A 19555-nucleotide genomic window follows, 5' to 3' on the forward strand; every position below is an offset into this window, starting at 1 on the left:
CCCCGACGGCCCCTCCCACGCCGCCGCGTCCACCCGCCTGGGCCGCCGCCTGCTCCTCGACGCCCAGTTCGCCGTCGTCGCCCCCTTCGCCGGCCTGTTCTGGATATATGTCGCCGGCGGCGGCGTCCCCGCCTTCGCCGGAGCGACAGTGGTAGCCGCCGCCACCGCCACCTGGTTCGCCGCCATCCGCGGGTCCGACCCGAGCTGATCCCCACAGTCCCGTCGCGGTCGCCCGCGGCGGACTCGGCATCCCGGGCAGCGGCCGACCGCCACCTGGACCATCGATGGGCTCTCACATAGCATCGGGGCATGAGCGATAGTGGGGGGAATTCGCCAGGTCCCGGCCAAGATTTCACCGTTGCGCCCGAACGGGTACGCGATGTGGGCGTCTACATCTACGGTTTGGCCGAAACACTGCACAATGCATTGGATTCCGCAGCCAAAGATGTTTCGGAATTGCTGTCCGACAGCTGGACCGGCGACTACGCCGACGAGTTCTCCGAAGGCTGGACCGAGGTCCACGACGGCGGCCGACAGATCTTCCAGGCCCTCGCCACCTTGGCCGACAAACTCGGCGTGACGGCGGAGACATTCCGGTCGGTCGACGCGAACAGTGCGGCGGCCCTGGACATCCCGAGACTGAACTGGACCTGACGTGCCCTCACGATTCTCGGTAGACCTCGAACACCTGGACCACATCGTCTCCCGCCTGTCCGGGCTGGCAGGCTTCATCGAGGACCACCTGTCGGATATCGAACAGCGAGTGGCGAGCTTGCAGGGCACCGGCTGGGAAGGCCTGGCCGCCCGCGCCTACGACGACGCACACCGCGAATGGATCAACGGAGCGAGGGAACTGGTCGAAGGCGTCAAGGATATGAGCGACGCGGCCAAAGAGGCCCATGCCGCCTACACTCGCGCGCTGGAACTCAACTGGCGAATGCTGCAGAGCGGACAGCGGTGATCCTCGACTGGGAGACGTACTACGACGCAGCCGCCAAGTGCCGTAATTTGGCCGAAAGCATCCGCACCGCAGACAAACCGGTTCACGAAGCCGCCAAAGGGCAGTGCGACGGAATGGCCGGGGACGCTCCGGGCTGCAAGGAATGGGGACAGGCATACGACGCGGCAGCCCGCAGCACCTTGCAGGCCTGCGCCAGCCTGGCCAATGCACTGACCAACTACGGCGCTGTCTTGTACGCCCAAGGCTACAACTGGGCCGTCGCAAATCGATCAGATCCTCCTCCGCCCCAGCCGGATATCAGTCAGGTCAGTGAATACAAGGTCGTCTTGCCGCCTTCCGCACGCGGCGGCGGGATCGGATTCGGCGACAATGGCGGTGCAAAGGCTTTTTTCGATGATCTGTTTCGAAAGGTTGTCAAATCTTTCGGGATGATTCCCAACGGGGACGCGGACAAACTACAGAAGGCTCATGAAACATGGAAGGCCTTCGCTGAGAATCGAGCGATATCCGGCGCTGCCGATCACATCATGCTGATCTCGGATCTCTTCACGGGAATGGACGACAGTAAACATAGATACGAAATCCAGCATCGTCTCAACGATATAAGGACCAGCGCCCAACTTGTTTCACTGGCCGCCGGTTATCTGGCTCCGCCGATCCACGACTATTACGAAGCAACGACAACGTTGGCCACAGCCTGCGCCGACACGATCAATCTGAGCGAAGGGAGCGTCGGCGTCGAAGCCGTTTCGCGACATGGCCGTTCAGGACGCCTGTTCGATGTAGGACTCTCGGAAAGTATGGCGGCACGCGGCAGTAAAGTGTCCGTCGACGGCACCCTGGACGCGATCCAAAGTGCTTACCGGGCGAGCACAATGCCGATTGTTCTCGGCTTATCCTCCCTCGATGCCCGTTCGAAGGGGGTTGTCGATGCATTCAAGAGTGTTCGGACAGATGGACTCAATCGAACCATAGACAGACTCTCTGTCATAATCGCAATGCGCGCGGAGATCGACTCCAGCGGGAAACCGGGTGCGCTAACCTATGAAAAGTCGCCGAAGCACGGAAAAGACCAGCGCGGCACCGCCGCACCAGAGCCGACCCATGGCCAGGAAACACTGGAGAACTCGGTGCTTATCAAGCCGACAACAAGCAGACGAGTCGGGTACGACGCCAATACTGGGGAATTCGATGTTTTCGATGAAACACACCCAGAATCGGGCATCTATCACGGACATCAGCGAAGCTGGGATCAGCTCACCCCGGACATGCAGAACGCCCTGGTGAACGCAGGTATCGTCGACAGAAAAGGTAAACCACGATGAACACGTACCAACGACTGGAACCTATCGACCGCGAAACCGCTCTGAGCATGATCGACTCGGGAGTATCGGAGTCGGCCGGTGAAGCCATCCTCCGGCTTGCACTGCACGACCCCGACTTGGGGTGGGTGACCGACCGGGCACTGGAGCTGCTTGCCAGTTCTGACTGGCGTATCCGCGCGGTCGCTGCGACGGCACTCGGACACCTCGCCCGTTTGCACGGCGGTATAGACAAGGAGCGCGTCGTTCCTGCCCTGCGAGCGCTTCTGGACGATGAGGCAACGGCGGGTCGGGCAGAAGATGCGCTGGATGACATCACTATGTTTGCGCCTTGAGCGCTTTCAGACCATAGCCGACCAAGATAGGCACGGTAGCGCAGCCACTCGAATCGCGGCGGGTGGAGCGCGTTCACCCTTGGGCGCGTTTGGCTTTCGCGGCGGCGCGGCGTTCCATCTCTTCGCGCTCCAGTACCTTCGCCTGCTCCAATGTCGGTGCGGTACCGCCCAGTCGGGCGGGGACCCAGCGTGCGCCGGGTGGCATTTCGTAGTCTCGTTGTGCCGCGTCGAGCAGTTTTTCCATGCTGGAACGCAGGGTGGCGGTCAGGTCTTCGGCGGGTTCGGCGGGGGGTATGGGTTCGCCTACCTGGATGTTGATCGGGAAGTTGTTGCGGCCCAATTGTTTCGGGATGTCTTTGGTCCAGACGCGTTGGGCGCCCCAGATCGTCATGGGGACGATGGGGACGCCGGCTTCGATCGCCATGCGGGCGGCGCCGGATTTGAATTCCTTCAGTTCGAAGCTGCGGCTGATGGTGGCTTCGGGGTAGACGACGACGATTTCGCCGTCGCGCAGGGCGGTGACGGCGCGGGAGTAGGACTCGGCGCCGGCGGTGCGGTCCACGCCGATTGCCTTGCAGTGCTTCATGAGCCAGCCGACGATGCCGTGTTCGAGTTCGGCCTTCATCATGTAGCGGACGTTGCGGCCGGATTCGCGGCCGACCAGTCCGACCTCCATGAAGTCCAGGTAGGCCGTGTGATTCACGGCCAGGACCGCACCACCGGTGCGCGGGATGTTCTCGCCGCCGACGATGTCGATCTTCAGGCCCTGTGCCCAGAAGATGGTGCGGACCAATCCCGTGAGGACGTCGAAAACTGGCTCTCGCGTCATCGGTGACACTCCTGGTACTGACCGGGCCGATCCTGCCGTCAGGAGTCGGCATCTCCCGCTTCGGCGGCACGACGTGCCGCGCGCGCCTCCGCTTTCGCCTTCGCCTCGGCGGCGTCCATCGCGTCGGCCTCCTCCAGCGTCGGTGCGCCGCCGCCCAAGCGGGCCGGCACCCAGTATGCGCCGGGCTCGTGCGTGTAGTCCTTCTGCAGGCCGAGCAGCATGTCCTGCATGGTCGAGCGCACGGTCTCGGTGAGTTCGGCGACGGCCTTCTCGTCCGCCTCGGCGGGCGGCAGGATGGGCTTGCCGACGGCGATCGAGATGGGAGTGTTGGTGCGGCCCAGGCGCTTCGGATGCCCCTTGGTCCAGACCCGCTGCGCACCCCAGATCGTCATCGGAATGATCGGGACACCGGCCTCGATGGCCATCCGGGCGGCACCCGACTTGAATTCCTTGATCTCGAAGCTGCGGCTGATGGTCGCCTCGGGATACACCCCGACCAGTTCGCCGCGGCGCAGATAGTCCACGGCCGCCTTGTAGGAGTCCGCGCCGGCCGCGCGGTCGACCGGGATGTGCCGCAGCACGCGCATGATCGGCCCGGAGATCGAGTTGTCGAAGACTTCCTTCTTCGCCATGAACCGGATATAGCGCTTCGGCGTCCGCGCAGGCAGGCCCGCGTAGGTGAAGTCCATATAGCCGGTGTGGTTGATCGCGATGACCGCGCCGCCCTGCGCGGGGATGTTCTCAGCCCCCGTGACGTCGAATTTCAGTCCCTGTACGAAGAAGACGGTCCGGGCCAGGCCGATGATCGTCCGGTATACGGGTTCCACAATTCCGCTAGCGTAGTCGCTGTCACATTTTCGCTACCGACCGCCGCACAGGAAACGAGGTTCAGCGCAGTGGAAAGCCCCAGTCCAGCATCGCGTGCAGGCGGCCGGAAACCACGAGGGGGTATGGGCGTGGCGCTGCATACCGGCCGCGCGGCGCGACGCGGCAGGCGGCTCTCGGCGGCGCGGGCAGGCGGTCTGGCGATCGTGGTCGCGGGCATCCTCGCCGGATGTGATTCGCAGGTCGGCATCGAGGGCACCGACTATCACAAGTCCGATAATTCTTCCGCGGCAACGCAATTCGCCGCTCCCTCGTCCTCCCGTATCGCCGCTCCCGCGCCCCGGGCCACCCCCGCGCCGCCCGAATCCGCGATCGCGGTGGCCCTCGTGACGGCCGATCCGCAGGCCACCGCGGCCATGACCCGCTGGGTGAACGATCTGCGGCAACTCACTCCGGCGGATATGGAAGCCAAGTGCTGGACGATGGCTCCCCGCAACGTCGAGACGATGTACTCCGACAAGTCGGCCATCGAGTCGGCGCTGGCGCAGCCGGGCAGCGACAACGGCACCGCCCTCGTGTGGAAGTCGGCGAGCGGAACCGCCGATGCCGTGACCGTGGTCGCCGAGCGAGCGGATATCGCCACCGGATACGCCTGCCCACGGGTCTACCCCGCCGGCGCCGAGATCGGTTTCGGCACCGGCAGCGAGGCCCAGACCGCCGACGCCCGCCACGTCGTCCGACGCTATCTGTCACGCCAGACAGGACATCCGATCGACGCGGCGGACCAGGAAAACTCCCATCCTCTGGTGTGCACCGCCGACACCGCCTGGGATCCGAACGGCACCGGACGCACATCGCGCCCGCCGCTGGCGACCGATGCGGCCAAGCTCGCCACCGCGACCGCCTTCGCCGATCAGTCGCTCAGTTCCGCTGCTCTGAACAGCACTTATCTGTCCATATCGGCCACGGTCACGGCCGGCGGCAGTCAGCAGGAACGGACATACACCGTGAAGGCGACCGATAGCGGATATTGCATCGGCGACGTTTCCGCCTGATGCGCTGAGACGTTGCGGTAGCCCGGTAACCGCAACATCCCGACCTGACAACGGGGGTACCGCCTCAGACCAGTTCGGGGACGCGCAGATGGGCGAGCGCGATCTCGAAATCTCCGACATCGAGCACATCGATACCGGCTCGGCGGGTGCCTTCGCGGCGCAACGTCGCGAGTCGTTCGCGGTTGCGTTCGATCGCCTCGTAGCTGTCGAACGTCTCGCATGCGACGCCGCGCCCGCCGGCCCAATCGACCAGCAGGCTCGTGCTGCAGAACCCCGGCATCTGCTCCACCTGCGGGACCACCACGGACTTGTAGGTGTCGACCGCGGCGCCGAACCCGCCCTCGGCCTTGGCCCATGTCAGCTGGGCGCATGCGCCCGCGCGGGTGCGATGGTCACGGTGCATGGCCACGACCTCCCACTGCTCGGCCCGCGCTTCGCCGGCACCGAACACCTGCACGGCGCGATCACGCAGCGAGCGCACCCGATCGGCGCTCTCGCGCATCATGTCCTCGGACTCCCACGAGCTCGTCGCGATGCAGCGACCGGATCGGCGGTCGACCAGCAACGACATCCCGATACAGCCGGGCATGTCCTCCAGCGCCGGCATCACCTCGTCGCGCATATGCGCGATTCCGGCGTCGATGGCGGAGAGATTGGCTTGAATAGTCGTAGAACGTGCGTACACGGTCCCTTCCTCCGTACTCGGGGCAGCGCCCCGGTGGCGCCACCGTGCACCTCTACACTGCGCCGGTGCGACGACCGAGGCAATAGCGGCCCTGAGGCCGAACAAGCCCGTTCAACCGCTACCCTGGGTGGCTGGTAGCCGGGTTCAGGAGGGACTTCTTCGTGCAGATCACCAGCGTCGGACATGCCGGATTCCACATCCGCACCGCGGCCGGGACGATCCTCTGTGATCCGTGGGTCAATCCGGCCTATTTCGCGTCGTGGGTCCCGTTCCCGGACAACACCGGGCTGGACTGGGACGAGCTGGGCAACTGCGATTTCCTCTACGTCTCGCACCTGCACCGCGACCACTTCGACGCGAAGAATCTGCTCGATCACGTGAACAAGGACGCCACCGTTCTGCTGCCGGACTATCCGGTGCCGGATCTGCAGCGCGAGCTGGAGAAGCTGGGCTTCCACACGTTCTTCGAGACCCAGAACTCGGTCAAGCACACGATCACCGGCCGGGACGGGCACGAACTGGACATCATGATCATCGCGCTGCGGGCGCCGGCCGACGGGCCGATCGGTGATTCGGGTCTGGTCGTCTCCGATCGCGAGACCGTGTGCTTCAACATGAACGACGCGCGGCCGGTGGATATGGACGTCCTGCACGAGCAGTTCGGGCATATCGACATCCACCTGCTGCAGTATTCGGGCGCCATCTGGTACCCGATGGTCTACGACATCCCGAGCAAGACCAAGGCGAACTTCGGCAAGCAGAAGCGCCAGCGCGGGATGGATCGTGCGCGCAGCTATATCGAGCAGGTCGGGGCCACCTGGGTGGTGCCCTCGGCCGGACCGCCGGTGTTCCTCGACGACGAGCTGCGCTACCTCAACGACGACAGCGAGAACCGCTACTCCGCCGACAACGGCAACATCTTCCCGGACCAGATGGTCTTCCTGGAACAGATGCGCATCCACGGCAATTCCGGTGGGGTGCTGATGATTCCGGGTTCGGTCGCCGATGTGCGGGGTAAGGAACTGGATCTGACCCATCCGTTCGACCCGGCCGAGATCTACGACGACAAGGCCGGCTACATCGAGCGGATGGCGCAGCGCATGGCACCGGTGCTGGAGCGCGAAAAGGCTTCCTGGGCAACCGAAGACGGTACCCCGCTGCTGCCTCGGCTCAAGGAGCTGTTCGAACCGATCATGGCGCAGAGCGATCTGATCTGCGACGGTATCGGCTATCCGGTCGGGCTGGTGATGGGCGAGGAAACCGTGGTCCTCGACTTTCCGAAGCGGCTGGTGCGCGGGCCGATCGAGGGAGAAGGTAAGTACCGCTACGGGTTCCGCATCGCCCCGCAGCTGGTGCGCACCGTGCTGCGCGACAACGAGCCGGACTGGGTGAACACCATCTTCCTGTCCACCCGCTTCCAGGCGTGGCGAATCGGCGGCTACAACGAATTCCTCTACACCTTCTTCAAATGCCTCACCGACGAGCGCATCGCCTATGCCGACGGCTGGTTCGCCGAGGCGCACGACGATTCCGCCTCGTGTGAGCTGGCCGGGTGGGAGGTGCAGCGCCGATGCCCGCACCTCAAGGCGGATCTATCGAAATTCGGTGTGGTGGAAGGCAATACCCTCACCTGTAATCTGCACGGCTGGCAGTGGGATCTGGAGACCGGGCGGTGCAAGACGTCCAAGGGGCACGAACTTCGTTCCCGCAAGTTGTGAACAAGGGCGAACTATTCGTGCAAACCCGGGACGACTGAGCGGATTTCCGCACGGACGGCTCAGGTTTGCACGAATAGTTCACCCGTCCGCCCATCAGCCTGGGGCCAATCGGCTGAGGGACTCCCAGGCTCGATAACCGTCGGAGCGCGCCGCATAGAGGTCGGCGACCTGATCGAACGAGTTGCCGCCCACGATCAGACGTCGCGGCGGATCCTCCAGTTCGACCAGTTTCATGATCACCGGCGCTGCCGAACTCGGCGCCGGACCGGATTCGTCGCCCCACATGCGTGCGAGTTCTTCGCGCAGTGGTTCGTAGTGCGGCAGGGCCGCGGTGGCGGTCGTTCCCGCGGTGAACAGGCCGGTGTCGTAACCGCCCATCTCCAGGTTGGTGACCTTGATTCCGAAGGGTTCGACCTCCATCGCCAGCGCTTCGGTCAGTGAGGCCAGCGCCGCCTTCCCGGCGCCGTAGTAGCCGACGGCGGCCATACCGCCGGCGGTTCCCATCGAGGTGACCTGCAGGATGCGGCCGTGACCCTGTGCGCGCAGCCGCGGCAGCACGGCTTGGACCACCCACACCGCGCCGAAGAAGTTGACGTCCAGATGCGCGCGGATCTGGTCCTCGGTCGCCTCCTCGACCATGCCGTAGAGCATGCCGCCCGCGTTGTTCACCACGACGTCGAGCTCGCCGACCAGCGCAACGGCCTGCTCGACGGCCTCGAATACGGCCCGGCGATCCGACACGTCCACGCTGAGCGGAAACAGCCGATCCGGATGTGCGACAGCGGATTCCCGTAGCGGTTCGACGTCACGAGCGGCCGCGACCACTCGATCACCGGCATACAAGGCGGCCTCGGTGAACGCACGCCCCAGCCCACGGGAAGCGCCGGTGATGAACCAGGTCTTACCGGTGGTCATATCCACATCCTCTCATCATGAGACGGTCCGTCTCGTCTTGAGCAAGTGTGGTGATCGCGTCTCGACTTGTCAACACGAACCGTCTCGTCTCGGTAGAAATGCTAGGGTCGACCGCGTGTCCGCTACCGCGAAACCCGAACCCGACAGCACCCGGCGCAGCGAGACGTCACGGCGGGCGATTCTGGCGGCCACACGCGAGTTGATCTCCGAGGTCGGGTATCGGAAGGTCTCGATCGAGGCGATCGCCGCGCGCGCGGGGGTCGGTAAACAGACGATCTATCGCTGGTGGCCGTCCAAAGGCGCGGTGATCTTCGAATCGTTCCTGCACCTGAGCGAAACCGACGGGCAGGACATCTCGCTGCCGGACACCGGGGATATCGAAGCGGATCTGAAACTCGTGATGCGAGCGACGGTCGCGGAATTCGCCGATGCGGACTTCGAGAAACCGGTGCGGGCGCTCAACACCGAGATCATCAACGATCCTGAACTGGCCGCACAGTACGACCGGCAGTTGCGGCGTCCCGTCGACGAGGCCAAGAAGGAGCGGTTACGCAGCGCGCAGGCGGCGGGGCAGGTCCGGGCGGATGCCGACCTCGATCTGATGCTCGAAATGCTGTATGCCCCGGTGTATCAGCGGTGGTTGCTGCGGTACGGGCCGCTCGACGACGCGTACGCCGACGCGCTGGTGGAGCTCACACTTCGCGCCTTCCGGCCCTGAGCGACCGGGCGCGCTGATTGGTGCGGCAGCGCGCCGATATCGCCGTCAGTCCGGTTCTGCGCGGCCCTGCCCGAGGACGCCGATGGCGGCGGCGAGCAACGTCAGTCCGCAGCCGACGACGGTCAGCGTCGACAGCCGGGCGCCCGTCGGCGCGACGACATCCAGGACCACCGAACCGATGAGCTGGCCGGACACCGAGGTCAGGCCGAACAGGAGCACTCCGATCCAGCGCACGATCAGCGCCGCCACCGCGATGAAGAAGACCCCGATCGCCCCGCCGAGATAGAGCCACGGTTCGGTGGGAAAGCCGGTGGGCCAGCCGATCCGAGCGAGCTGCGCCGCCTCCACCACCAGCAGGCCCACGGTTCCGGTCGCGAAGTTGATCGTGGTGGCCGGCACGGGCCCGCCGACGGTCGCCAGCCGCCCGTTGACCGCCTGTTGCCACGCGAGGCCGAGGCCCGCCAGAGCGGGCAGCGCGATCAGCAGATAGGCCGCACCTCCACCGGCCCCGGATTCGCCGCCGGAGCGGCCCAGGGCGGCGACACAGACCGCACCGACCGCGAGTACCGCCGCACCGAGTCGGACCGGCGTCACGGGCGTCACGCCGGCCGGTCCCACACCCAGACGGTCCACGACGAGTCCGCTGGTCAACTGACCCGCGACCACGGCGATGGTGAAGGCGGTGACGCCGATCGTCGCCACGGACAAGCCTTGGCAGGCAACGAAGAACGCACCGCACAATCCCCCGAGCAGATGCCACCACCGCAACCGACCGGCGTGCACCGAACGGCGGATCGCGGCCAGGCCGGTACGCATTCGCCCGCTGAAACCGCTGACGAGAAGGAGCAGCAGCAGTCCGGAGCCGAAACTGATGACGGCCGCGGCGATTCCGTCGTTCAGCCGATCGCCGAGATCACCGTTGATTCGCGCCTGGACCGCCACACCGGCGCCGCAGCACAGGCCGAGCAGGACACCGATCCAGCGCCGCACGTCGGTTCGTTCGCGGACTGCGGTCATATCCGCCACGGTAGTTGGTCCGGGCGAGCCGATGCCGCGACCCGAATCGCCCGGCGGTCCGGGTCAGCCCCGATGGCCCAGGCCCTCCGGGTCGAAGCCGTTGTTGTCCACCGGGACCCAGCCCTTGGCGGCGAAATCCCGATCGGTCGTCCCGGCGCCGACCAGGCCGCGGTTGGAGTTCATATCGCTGATCAGCTCGGAGACCGGATGCGAATCGCTGTAGTGATAGCCCTGGGCGAGCGCGAAGCCGAGTTCGGTCAGCACCGCCGCCTGGTACTCGGTTTCCACACCCTCGGCGATCACCTGCAGATCCAGCGACTTGCTCAGCGCCGCAATCACTCCCAGCAGCGGCGGCGCGGGCGAATCGGAACGGATCGCGGCGACGAAGGACTGGTCGACCTTGAGGATGTCGCTGGGGATGGTGGCCAACCGGCTCAGCGAGGAGTAGCCGGTGCCGAAGTCGTCGATGGCGATACGAACGCCGCTGTCGCGCAATTGGTGCAGATTCGCGATGGCGGTCTGGGATTCGGCGGCCAATTCGCTCTCGGTGACCTCGAGGACGAGCTGGTCGGCGGGCCAGCCGGTGTCGGCGAGGATGCCGGAGACCCGGTCGGCGTAGTTGGTCTCGGCCAATTCGAGACCGCTGACGTTGACGTTCAAGGTCAGATCGAGCTGGGCGAAGGTCTCCTGCAGCCGGGCCGCATCCGCACACGCACGCCGCAGGACCAGTTCGTCGAGGTCGGAGATCAGGTCGTATTCCTCGGCGACCCGGATCAGCCCCTCGGTGGTGACGTCGGGCTGGGCGTTGGACGACCAGCGCAGCAGCGCCTCCACACCGACCGCCTGGGCGCCGTCCTCACCGAGGCTCACGATGGGCTGGTAGTGCACGTCCAGCGCGCCGGTATCGATGGCCTCGCGCAGTTCGACCGCCAGCGGCAGCTGCCGCGACGATTCCAGCACCGTGCGATTGCGCCCGGCCTGCTTGGCCCGGTACAGGCCGACATCGGCACGACTGACCAGCAGCGAGCCGGACTCGCCGGGCTGCCAGGAGGTGACACCCGCCGAACATCCCGTGGTGACCGCGGCACGCAGCTGTTCGGTCAGCAGAATCGCGGCCTGTTCGGTGGTGTTGGGCAACAGCAGCGCGAACGCGTCGCCGCCGTATCGGGCCAGCAGCTGATCCGGGCCCAGCAGCTTCGACCAGGTGTCGCCGACGCGCTGCAACACGGCATCGCCGGCGCGATGGCCGAGATGATCGTTGATCTTCTGGAACCGGTCCAGGTCGACCAGTACCAACGCGAGCCCCTGACCGGTCCGCCCGGCATGTCCGATGGCGCTGTTGAGCGCGCGGTCGAAACCGCGGCGGTTCAACAGCCCGGTGAGTGTGTCGATATCGGCGTCCGAGGCCATCCGGGTGAGGATGCCGACCACGATGCCGACGCCGACCGTGATTCCGGCCGGGATGATGCCCGACCACCAGGGCAGACCCCGGGACGGCACCACCCACAGACAGAGCACGACCGCGAACGCCACATGCGCCCCGGCCAGCCGCCAGGCGAAGAAGATCGCGGCATCCGCGGCGACGAAGACGTAGAAGGCGGCGAGCGTGATCGCGCCGACCGTATTCGGGAACCAGTGCACGGCGATGGTGACCAGCACCGTCGCCACCGCGACATACCCGTGGTGCACCCAGTGCGGCTGGCGAGGACCCCAGATCAGCAGGCTCACGCCGAGCAACAGCGCGACCGCTGCGGCCGAGCCGACCAGCGGGCGGTTGCCCTCGTTTCCCGGTGCGATGGCAGTGATCAGCAGGCCCAGGACCCCACCCATGACGTAGAACGCCCCGGTGGTCCGAGCCATGACCATTGCCGTCGCCAGCGCCGATGCCGCCCGAACCTGCGTGCGGGTATCGCCGCGAGACCCGAGTCCTCGCACGCCGTCCAGCCTAGACAACGCGGTGCATAGCAGTAGTGACAACCGCCGGATTCGAGGCCGAAGTCACCGCGGCGGTGCCGCCATCATCACCGCGGCGGTGCCGCCATCATCACCGCGGCGGCTCGAGCACCTCGCGGCCCACGAACGGGACCAGTGCGGCGGGCACCCGGACCGAGCCGTCGGACTGCTGGTGATTTTCCAGCAACGCGACGATCCACCGCGTGGTCGCGAGGGTGCCGTTGAGGGTCGCGGCGATCTGCGGCTTGCCGTTCTCGTCCCGGTAGCGCACCGACAGGCGGCGGGCCTGGAAGGTGGTGCAGTTCGAGGTCGAGGTGAGTTCGCGATAGGTCTGCTGGGTCGGCACCCACGCCTCGCAGTCGAACTTGCGGGCGGCCGAGCTGCCGAGATCGCCGCCGGCCACATCGATGACCCGATACGGGACCTCGATCGCGGCGAGCATCTCCTTCTCCCAGTCGAGCAGGCGGCGGTGTTCGGCGTCGGCGTCCTCGGGACGGCAGTAGACGAACATCTCGACCTTGTCGAACTGGTGCACGCGGATGATGCCGCGGGTGTCCTTGCCGTAACTGCCGGCCTCGCGGCGGAAGCACGACGACCAGCCGGCATAGCGCTTCGGCCCGTCGCTCAGGTCGAGGATCTCGCCCGAGTGGTAGCCGGCCAGCGGGACCTCCGAGGTGCCGACCAGGTACAGATCGTCGTCGTCGAGGTGGTAGACCTCGGCCGAATGCTGCCCCAGGAAGCCCGTTCCGGCCATGATCTCCGGGCGCACCAGCACCGGCGGGATCATCATGGTGAAACCGTTGGCGACCGCGCGCTGGGCGGCCAGCTGCAGCAGGCCCAGTTGCAGCAGGGCGCCGTAGCCGGTCAGGAAGTAGAAGCGCGCGCCCGAGACCTTGGCGCCCCGTTCCATATCGATCAGTCCGAGCGCCTCGCCCAGGTCGAGATGATCGCGCGGGGAGAAGTCGAATTCGGTGGGCGTGCCCACTGTTTCGAGCAGCACGAAGTCGTCCTCGCCGCCCGCGGGCGCGCCCTCCTGCACGACGTTCGAGATCGCGCGGTGGGCGGTGTCGAGTTCGGCGTCGGCGGCGTTCTCGGCGGCCTCGGCCTCCTTCACCTTCGCCGACAACTCCTGCCCGTGCGCCAGCAGCGTCGCACGCTCGTCGGGGGACGCCTTGCCGACCTTCTTACCCAGCGCCTTCTGTTCGGCGCGCAGGTTGTCCGCCGTCGCGACCGCGGCGCGGCGGGCGGCATCCGCCTCGAGCAGGGCATCCACCAGCGCCGGGTCCTCACCGCGGGCACGCTGCGAGGCACGGACCGCTTCGGGATTCTCGCGCAGGAATCGGAGGTCGATCATGGGCAATCAGCCTAGTGGGAGGTGTCCACCGCATTTTCTGAGGATCCGGTGAAATCCGAACCGATCGTGGCAGGCCTCGCACGGGGCCTGCCATGATGGACGGCGATGTCCTCCGACGATGGGGCGCCAGCGGCGCCGGAACCGGGAAACGAAGAATCCGACACGCCTCGCCGCAGGCGTGCCGGGGCCAAACGTCGCCGCCCGTTGCCGGGCGCCGGGAAACGCCTGGGGCAGGATGGCAAGGCGTTGCATCCGCATCGGCTGCGGTGGGGATTGCTCGCGGTCGCCGTCGGTGCCGTGGTGGCGGCGCTGGTGACGCTGTCCATCTCGGGGTTTCGCAGTTCGCACGGACTGGAGGTGCACGATCCCGGATCGGGCAAACCGCCCGCGGGTCGTGCCGACGCCGCCTTCGGCGCCGCCAAGACCGGCGACTGCCTCACCTGGACCAGCACCAAAACCCTGGATCTGACCAAGGTCAACTGCGCCGACAAACATCTGTTCGAGGTCACCGCCGACATCGACCTGAGCAAATATCCGGGTCGTGAATTCGGGCCGGGCTCGGCCTTCCCCGATTCGCTGCGCTTCGGCGAACTGCGCGACGAACACTGCGCATCGGCCGCGGCCGCCTACCTCGGTGGCCGGCTCGACCCGCGCGGGCGATTCGTGGTCGGCATGGTCAACCCGGGTGAACCGGGCTGGCGCAACGGCGATCGGACCATCCGGTGCGGGCTGCAGTTGGTGAGCGCCACGGGCAACGCCACACAGCAGACCGTGGGCCGGGTGCGCGACAGCGACCAGTCCCGCGTCTTCGATCCGGGCACCTGCATCGGCATCAATCAGAACCTGCCGACCAACGAACCGGTCCCCTGCGGCCAGCCGCACGCCTACGAGGTGATGTCGACGGTGGATCTCGGCACCCACTTCAACGGCGGCCCGCCGGCGAACGCCGATCAGGACAAGTTCATGCAGGACGAATGTGGCCGGGCCGCAGGCGATTACCTCGGTGGCCAGGACGCGCTGATCAACAAGACGCTGACCATCTTCTGGGACAACCTCGACGCCCGCAGCTGGCTGGTCGGCAGCCACAAGCTGAACTGCCTGGTGGGCAAGGGCTCTCAGGACGGTTTCGCGACGATCACCGGATCGGCCAAGGGCGATGTGCTGATCGACGGCCAGGCTCCGGTGCCGCCGCCGAGTTCCGGGCGTTCCACCCCGGCGACGCTGCCGGGCGCGGCTCCCGCGCCGATTCCGCCGCAGCGCTGACGCCATGCCGGTGTCGATGTCGGAGAGCCGGTTCGAAGAACTGGTCGGCGATGCGCTGGATACGATTCCGGCCGCGCTCACCCAGGCGATCGAGAACGTCGTGGTGTTGATCGAACCCCGCAATTCCGAGGATCCGCATCTGCTCGGGCTCTATCACGGCATTGCCCTGACCGACCGGGTGGACAGTCAGTACGGCGGCGCGCTGCCGGACACCGTCACCATCTACCGCGACACGATTCTGGAAATGTGCGACGACGAACGGCAGGTCGTCGAGGAAGTGGCCATCACCGTGATCCATGAGATAGCTCACTATTTCGGGATCGACGAAGAGCGACTGCATCAGCTGGGATGGGGCTAGTTTTTACGCGCGTAGCGGGTAAAGTCGAATCGATTCGTGACTCGAGGGAACCGAACCGGGGGCCGTCGCGTCCAATCATCTCGTAGGGGGAATTCTCGTGGTTCCACCGACGGGTCTGCCGGATTCTCTGTGCCGGAACAGCACTGAGGCTCGGGCAGCCTCGACACTTGCATAGCCGCCACAAGAAGGAGTTCGAGTCATGGTTGGTCTGCTCGGTGTACAGCCCGAAGTCGTCCTCGCGGCCTCGGCGGAACTCGATCTGCTCGCCGAACGTCTCACGGCCGCCACTGCTTTGAGCGGTCCGGCCACCCACGTCGTCCCCGCCGGCGCCGAAGAGGTATCCGTCGCCGCGGCAACCCATCTGAACGAGGGCGCTCTCAGCCACGACCGCGCGGCCGCGCAGGCCATCCTCGAGCTGCATCACGCGGCCGCCATCCTGCGTCAGCAGCTGGCCTCCTACATCGCCCAGGACGCGGTCAACGCGGCCGGCACCGCCGCCATTCAGTTCTGACCGGCGCCGATCCTTCACCACACCATTCGTTCAGGGGAGAGACAATGACCGCAGGGATCACCGGAATCTACTGGCTGCCCCGGCTCGCCGAGGGCAACTCGAGTTTGCTGACCGCGGGTCCGCATGCCGTTCCGGCCGCTGCCGCGGCCACGGCATGGGGTGGGCTGACGGCGGCGTGGGTCGACGCGACCGCGACCGTCACCCGGGTCATGGCCGAACTGGGTGTCGGCATGATCGGCCTCAACGGCGCCGTCGCACTGACCAAACTCGCCGGCTTCACCGGCTGGGCCGAACAGCAGGGCGTGCAGGCGGCGGCGATGGCGGCCAAGGCCTCCGCACACGCCACCGCCAATACCGTTGCCACCCTTGCCATGCCGAGCCTGCCCGAAATCGCCGCGGTGGATGCCGCGCGCGTCGCGGCACATGCCCACGGCGGCGATCTGGACGGTAGCGGCGAGGCGGCCGAAGCCGCCAAGGCCGCACTGGATGTGCAGGCCGCCCTGGTCATGGACACCTACGAATCCACCGTCGAGGCCATGACGGCGACTCCGGCCGAATTCCTGACGCCGCCGCCGATCGCGGCGGGCGCCGGACTGGCCGACAGCGGCGCCGAGGCGGCGTCGCAGAACACCAGCAGCGACCCGGTGCAGACCGCCATCGGTGTGGCACAGGCGCTCGCGAGCGATCCGGGCGTGGTCAGCGCCGCGACCCAGGCGGCCAATGTCGCCGGATCGGTGGCCTCGACGGGTGTCTCCACGGTGGGCAATGTCGCCGGTACCGCGATCGCCGCGGCCACCGGCCATGCTGCGCCGGCCGCGAGCATGTCGCCGATGATGATGGGCGGCATCGGTGGTGTCGCCGCCGCCGGTGGCGCCGCGGCCGCCACTCGCGCCGTGTCCTTCGGTGGAAGCACCGTCGGTATCGGCAACGGCGCCGGCACGCTGCAACTCCCCGAGGGCTGGGGCGCCGGCAATGTGATCGGTGGTCCGGCCGCGACCGCGCCGGTGGCGGAGACCGCACCCGTCGCGCAGATGGGCGCACCGGCTCCGGCCCGCGCGAACAACGCCGCCGGTAACCCGCTGCTGGGCCGCCAGGTGAACAGCGACGACGACGAGGGCGAGCACCAGGGCAACGACTATCTGCGCGGTGAGCACTTCGCCGACGGCCGGGTCATCGCGTCCGGTGTCATCGGAGCGGACCCGGTCGCGGGAGCGCGCTAAGTGACCGTACTCGGCGCCGGCCGCGGGCCGTCAATGCTCGAGTCCGTCGTGTTGTCGCTCGACGAGATGCAGTTTCTGCTGGAGAAACTGGAGATCGACGAGGTGCCGGTCGTGCTGAATGCGATGGGCCGCTACGACAACGTCGTCGACCACGACCGGGCGATGTCCGCGGCCGCCGAATCGCTCACCGCGCGTGAGCTACTCGTCGACGGGGTCGTCCATCACGACCTGGAAGACCGGCTGCGCGGGCTGTACCGCCCACACTGGGTGATCTCGATGCGCTGGTACGTCGGCGACCGGGTGAACCGATTCTGCCTCGCGAAGGGCGACAACCTCGATGTCGTCGCCCTGCGCGGGCCGAATTCCTACAGCATCGACGAGGCCGGACACGACCTGCCGGGCACGATCATGGCGGCGCTGGGTCCGGCGGAGGCGCTCGAGCTCAGTGGAATGAACGTCCTGACCGAGGAACTCAAGCCGATCCTCGGTGATGCCGGGGATGCCACGACCACCGCCCAGCGCCTGGGCCGGGTGGGGCGGCCGCCCCGCGACGCGCAGGCGCTGGCCTCGGCGCTGGTCGAAATCCATTCGCATGCTTCGATCGTCGGCGTGGTGTACAACGATGCCAGCCGTGACATCTCCGACGGGATGATCGCGGTGTACAACACCCGCAACGGACGATTCATCGGGGTCACCACCCGCTCCGACGACGAGGTCATGTGGACCTCGCTGGCGAGCGGAACACCGGGCCGGCTGCGGACCGCGATCAAGGACCTCATCGAAAAGCTTCCGCTCCGCGAGGATTTCAAGCCGACGACGCCCGGCGTCGGCTAACCCATCGGGTCGTCGGCCTTCGGTTCGACCTGGTATCCGAACGGCGGGGTATAGCGGCCCCAGCGGACACAGGTCCAACCGCCGTCGGCCGTCGGGGCCAGTTCGATGGTCTCGGTGTTGTCCAAATGGTTGTTGGTCGTGAACGGCGGTGCGACGCCGGTGAGTTCACGGGCCGCCAGTCGCATCGCGGCGCCGTGACTGACCAGCAGCACGTCGCGCGAATTCGAACCGGGGAGCAGATAGGTGTCCCGGAGTTGTTCCAGCACGGGCAGATACCGCTCGAGGACCTCCTCGCCGGATTCGCCGCCCGGAAGCCGCGTATTCAGCTCGCCCAGATGCCAGGACCGGTAGACGCGCTGGAATTCCCGATGCGCCGCTTCGGAGTTCTGCCCCTCCAGCTCGCCGACCTGTACCTCGTACACGCCGTCGACCACCTCGGCCCCCACACCGGTCACCGATTCGATATGGCCCGCGGTCTGCTGAGCACGCAGCGCCACCGAGGAATACAACCGCACCGGCGGCACCGCCAACCGCGCGGCGAACGACTTGGCTTGAGCCACACCGCGTTCGGTGAGCGGTAAGCCGGGAACGCGGGTATCCAGAAGTTTCGCGACATTGCCCTCGGTCTCGCCGTGACGGACCAGCACCAACCTGCCGGAACCACGGACGGGATCGAGAGTCGCACCGATTTCGGTCATGAGGCGTCCACCCCCTTTTTCACATCGTCCAACCAGGCCGCCGCCGGCTCGTCGGCGGGCGGCGGCGAACCACTCGGTGAACTGGCCGGCCAGGAGCCCAGGTACCGGATCCGCCCGGCGGTCCGGTGCAGCGCTTTCAGGGCCTCGGCGACGGCGGTGTCGTCGATATGGCCGACACAATCCAGATAGAAGCGATAGGTACCCATCCCGGTGCGCGTCGGCCGGGATTCGATCCGGGTCAGATCGACACCGCGAGTGGCGAATTCGGCGAAAACCCGCATCAGCGACCCGGGTTCGTTCGCCAATTCGAGCACCACCAGCGAGGTGCGGTCGGCGCCGGTCCGGGCCGGCGCCTCGCACGGCGGAGTGACCAGCACGAAGCGGGTGATGGCCTGGTCGTGGTCGGCGACGCCGGTGGCCAGTTCGATGAGGTTCAGGCGCTCACCGGCCAGCGTGGTCGAGACCGCGGCGTCGGCATGGCCGGCCACGACATCCTCGGCCGCGGCCGCGTTGGAGGCCGACGTGTACAGCGCTGCCTGCGGCATCCGATCCGCCAGCCACAACCGCACCTGCGCGGCCGCCACCGGATAGGCCGCGACCGTGCGCACCCGCGACAGTTCCATACCGGGTTTCGCCACGATCGTGAACGCCACGTCGAGCTCGGTTTCGGCGATGATCTGCAGCCGCGGGCCCACCGCGAGGGCGTCCAGGGTCGCCGAGATGGAACCCTCCACCGAGCTCTCGATCGGCACCACCGCGCCGTCGGCCGCACCGGAGCGGATCATCTCGAGTGCCGCGCCCTGACTGGGTGCGGCGATCCGCTCGACCGGCTCGTCGAAGGCCCCGTCCGATTCGAGTCGGGCCAGGGCCATCTCGGTGAAAGTTCCCGACGGTCCGAAATAGGCGATACGCGGCACGGATACGACATTACTGGCAGTTGGCTGCGCGCTCGCCGTTTGCGCGTACCCAGCGGTAACAGCCCAG

Annotated in this window: 21 protein-coding genes and 1 pseudogene; 13 read left to right on the forward strand and 9 right to left on the reverse strand. The window is 66.8% G+C overall.

Going from position 1 to position 19555, the window contains the following annotated elements:
- The 5 genes and pseudogenes from A5789_RS37185 to A5789_RS04625 form a co-directional block, all read left to right on the forward strand.
- A pseudogene (locus tag A5789_RS37185) lies at positions 1 to 208 on the forward strand (hypothetical protein); the annotation flags it as partial.
- 101 nt (positions 209 to 309) lie between these two features.
- Positions 310 to 654 (forward strand): WXG100 family type VII secretion target, encoded by a 345-nt coding sequence (locus A5789_RS04615; RefSeq protein WP_064902462.1) that lies wholly within the window; start codon positions 310 to 312, stop codon positions 652 to 654.
- 1 nt (position 655) lies between these two features.
- Positions 656 to 961, forward strand: a complete 306-nt coding sequence (locus A5789_RS04620) for a WXG100 family type VII secretion target (RefSeq protein WP_064902463.1) — start codon at positions 656 to 658, stop codon at positions 959 to 961.
- Positions 958 to 2286 carry a hypothetical protein gene (locus A5789_RS36290; RefSeq protein ID WP_155525819.1) on the forward strand — a complete coding sequence of 443 codons (1329 nt, stop codon included), beginning with the start codon at positions 958 to 960 and terminating at the stop codon, positions 2284 to 2286. Before A5789_RS04620 ends, A5789_RS36290 begins: the two co-directional genes overlap by 4 nt.
- Entirely contained in the window at positions 2283 to 2618 is a 336-nt protein-coding gene (locus tag A5789_RS04625) for a hypothetical protein (RefSeq protein ID WP_064902464.1), read from the forward strand. The genes A5789_RS36290 and A5789_RS04625 overlap by 4 nt, the downstream gene beginning before the upstream one ends.
- 73 nt (positions 2619 to 2691) lie before the next feature.
- Here A5789_RS04625 and A5789_RS04630 read toward each other — a convergent pair whose 3' ends face one another.
- Together A5789_RS04630 and A5789_RS04635 are read right to left on the reverse strand one after the other, a co-directional pair.
- Positions 2692 to 3447, reverse strand: coding sequence for a 1-acyl-sn-glycerol-3-phosphate acyltransferase (locus A5789_RS04630; protein WP_064902465.1), 756 nt, complete (start codon positions 3445 to 3447; stop codon positions 2692 to 2694).
- A 38-nt stretch (positions 3448 to 3485) separates the two neighbouring features.
- Complete coding sequence (locus A5789_RS04635; protein WP_063016435.1) at positions 3486 to 4274, reverse strand: 1-acyl-sn-glycerol-3-phosphate acyltransferase; 789 nt, start codon at positions 4272 to 4274, stop codon at positions 3486 to 3488.
- A 123-nt stretch (positions 4275 to 4397) separates the two neighbouring features.
- Here A5789_RS04635 and A5789_RS04640 point away from each other — a divergent pair, with 123 nt between their 5' ends.
- Positions 4398 to 5327, forward strand: a complete 930-nt coding sequence (locus tag A5789_RS04640) for a hypothetical protein (protein WP_064902466.1) — start codon at positions 4398 to 4400, stop codon at positions 5325 to 5327.
- 64 nt (positions 5328 to 5391) lie between these two features.
- On the opposite strand, the gene A5789_RS04645 is transcribed toward A5789_RS04640, so the two are convergent.
- Positions 5392 to 6012: a hypothetical protein gene (locus tag A5789_RS04645; protein ID WP_064902467.1), complete on the reverse strand. Its 621-nt coding sequence runs from the start codon at positions 6010 to 6012 to the stop codon at positions 5392 to 5394.
- A 161-nt stretch (positions 6013 to 6173) separates the two neighbouring features.
- Here A5789_RS04645 and A5789_RS04650 point away from each other — a divergent pair, with 161 nt between their 5' ends.
- The gene (locus tag A5789_RS04650; RefSeq protein ID WP_064902468.1) at positions 6174 to 7730 is read left to right on the forward strand and encodes a Rieske 2Fe-2S domain-containing protein; all 1557 of its coding nucleotides are present in this window, start codon (positions 6174 to 6176) and stop codon (positions 7728 to 7730) included.
- 93 nt (positions 7731 to 7823) lie between these two features.
- Here A5789_RS04650 and A5789_RS04655 read toward each other — a convergent pair whose 3' ends face one another.
- Positions 7824 to 8645: an SDR family NAD(P)-dependent oxidoreductase gene (locus tag A5789_RS04655; protein WP_063016443.1), complete on the reverse strand. Its 822-nt coding sequence runs from the start codon at positions 8643 to 8645 to the stop codon at positions 7824 to 7826.
- 115 nt (positions 8646 to 8760) lie between these two features.
- Here A5789_RS04655 and A5789_RS04660 point away from each other — a divergent pair, with 115 nt between their 5' ends.
- Entirely contained in the window at positions 8761 to 9363 is a 603-nt protein-coding gene (locus tag A5789_RS04660) for a TetR/AcrR family transcriptional regulator (protein ID WP_064902469.1), read from the forward strand.
- Positions 9364 to 9408: 45 nt separating this feature from the next.
- Here A5789_RS04660 and A5789_RS04665 read toward each other — a convergent pair whose 3' ends face one another.
- The 3 genes from A5789_RS04665 to serS all read right to left on the reverse strand — a co-directional run bounded on the left by A5789_RS04665 (position 9409) and on the right by serS (position 13687).
- Entirely contained in the window at positions 9409 to 10380 is a 972-nt protein-coding gene (locus A5789_RS04665; protein ID WP_063016457.1) for a DMT family transporter, read from the reverse strand.
- Between the two features lie 63 nt (positions 10381 to 10443).
- Complete coding sequence (locus tag A5789_RS04670; protein ID WP_227463015.1) at positions 10444 to 12315, reverse strand: bifunctional diguanylate cyclase/phosphodiesterase; 1872 nt, start codon at positions 12313 to 12315, stop codon at positions 10444 to 10446.
- A gap of 109 nt (positions 12316 to 12424) precedes the next feature.
- Positions 12425 to 13687, reverse strand: a complete 1263-nt coding sequence (gene serS, locus A5789_RS04675; RefSeq protein WP_064902470.1) for a serine--tRNA ligase — start codon at positions 13685 to 13687, stop codon at positions 12425 to 12427.
- A gap of 105 nt (positions 13688 to 13792) precedes the next feature.
- On the opposite strand from serS, the gene A5789_RS04680 reads away from it, so the two are divergent.
- The 5 genes from A5789_RS04680 (at position 13793) to A5789_RS04700 (ending at position 17873) form a co-directional block, all read left to right on the forward strand.
- A complete protein-coding gene (locus A5789_RS04680) occupies positions 13793 to 14950 on the forward strand; it encodes a septum formation family protein (RefSeq protein ID WP_082940458.1) in 1158 nt (385 codons plus the stop codon).
- Between the two features lie 4 nt (positions 14951 to 14954).
- The gene (locus A5789_RS04685; RefSeq protein WP_063016452.1) at positions 14955 to 15308 is read left to right on the forward strand and encodes a metallopeptidase family protein; all 354 of its coding nucleotides are present in this window, start codon (positions 14955 to 14957) and stop codon (positions 15306 to 15308) included.
- 199 nt (positions 15309 to 15507) lie between these two features.
- Positions 15508 to 15819: a PE family protein gene (locus tag A5789_RS04690; protein WP_030516766.1), complete on the forward strand. Its 312-nt coding sequence runs from the start codon at positions 15508 to 15510 to the stop codon at positions 15817 to 15819.
- 44 nt (positions 15820 to 15863) lie between these two features.
- A complete protein-coding gene (locus tag A5789_RS04695; RefSeq protein WP_064902471.1) occupies positions 15864 to 17039 on the forward strand; it encodes a PPE domain-containing protein in 1176 nt (391 codons plus the stop codon).
- Positions 17040 to 17873, forward strand: a complete 834-nt coding sequence (locus tag A5789_RS04700) for an ESX secretion-associated protein EspG (RefSeq protein WP_063016459.1) — start codon at positions 17040 to 17042, stop codon at positions 17871 to 17873.
- On the opposite strand, the gene A5789_RS04705 is transcribed toward A5789_RS04700, so the two are convergent.
- Together A5789_RS04705 and pheA are read right to left on the reverse strand one after the other, a co-directional pair.
- Positions 17870 to 18571: a histidine phosphatase family protein gene (locus A5789_RS04705; protein WP_063016461.1), complete on the reverse strand. Its 702-nt coding sequence runs from the start codon at positions 18569 to 18571 to the stop codon at positions 17870 to 17872. The two genes, A5789_RS04700 and A5789_RS04705, sit on opposite strands and share 4 nt — an antisense overlap.
- Positions 18568 to 19488 (reverse strand): prephenate dehydratase, encoded by a 921-nt coding sequence (pheA, locus tag A5789_RS04710; RefSeq protein WP_064902472.1) that lies wholly within the window; start codon positions 19486 to 19488, stop codon positions 18568 to 18570. The genes A5789_RS04705 and pheA overlap by 4 nt, the downstream gene beginning before the upstream one ends.
- Positions 19489 to 19555 lie beyond the last annotated feature (67 nt).

Source organism: Nocardia sp. 852002-51101_SCH5132738 (assembly GCF_001665695.1).
Taxonomy (GTDB): Bacteria; Actinomycetota; Actinomycetes; order Mycobacteriales; family Mycobacteriaceae; genus Nocardia; species Nocardia nova.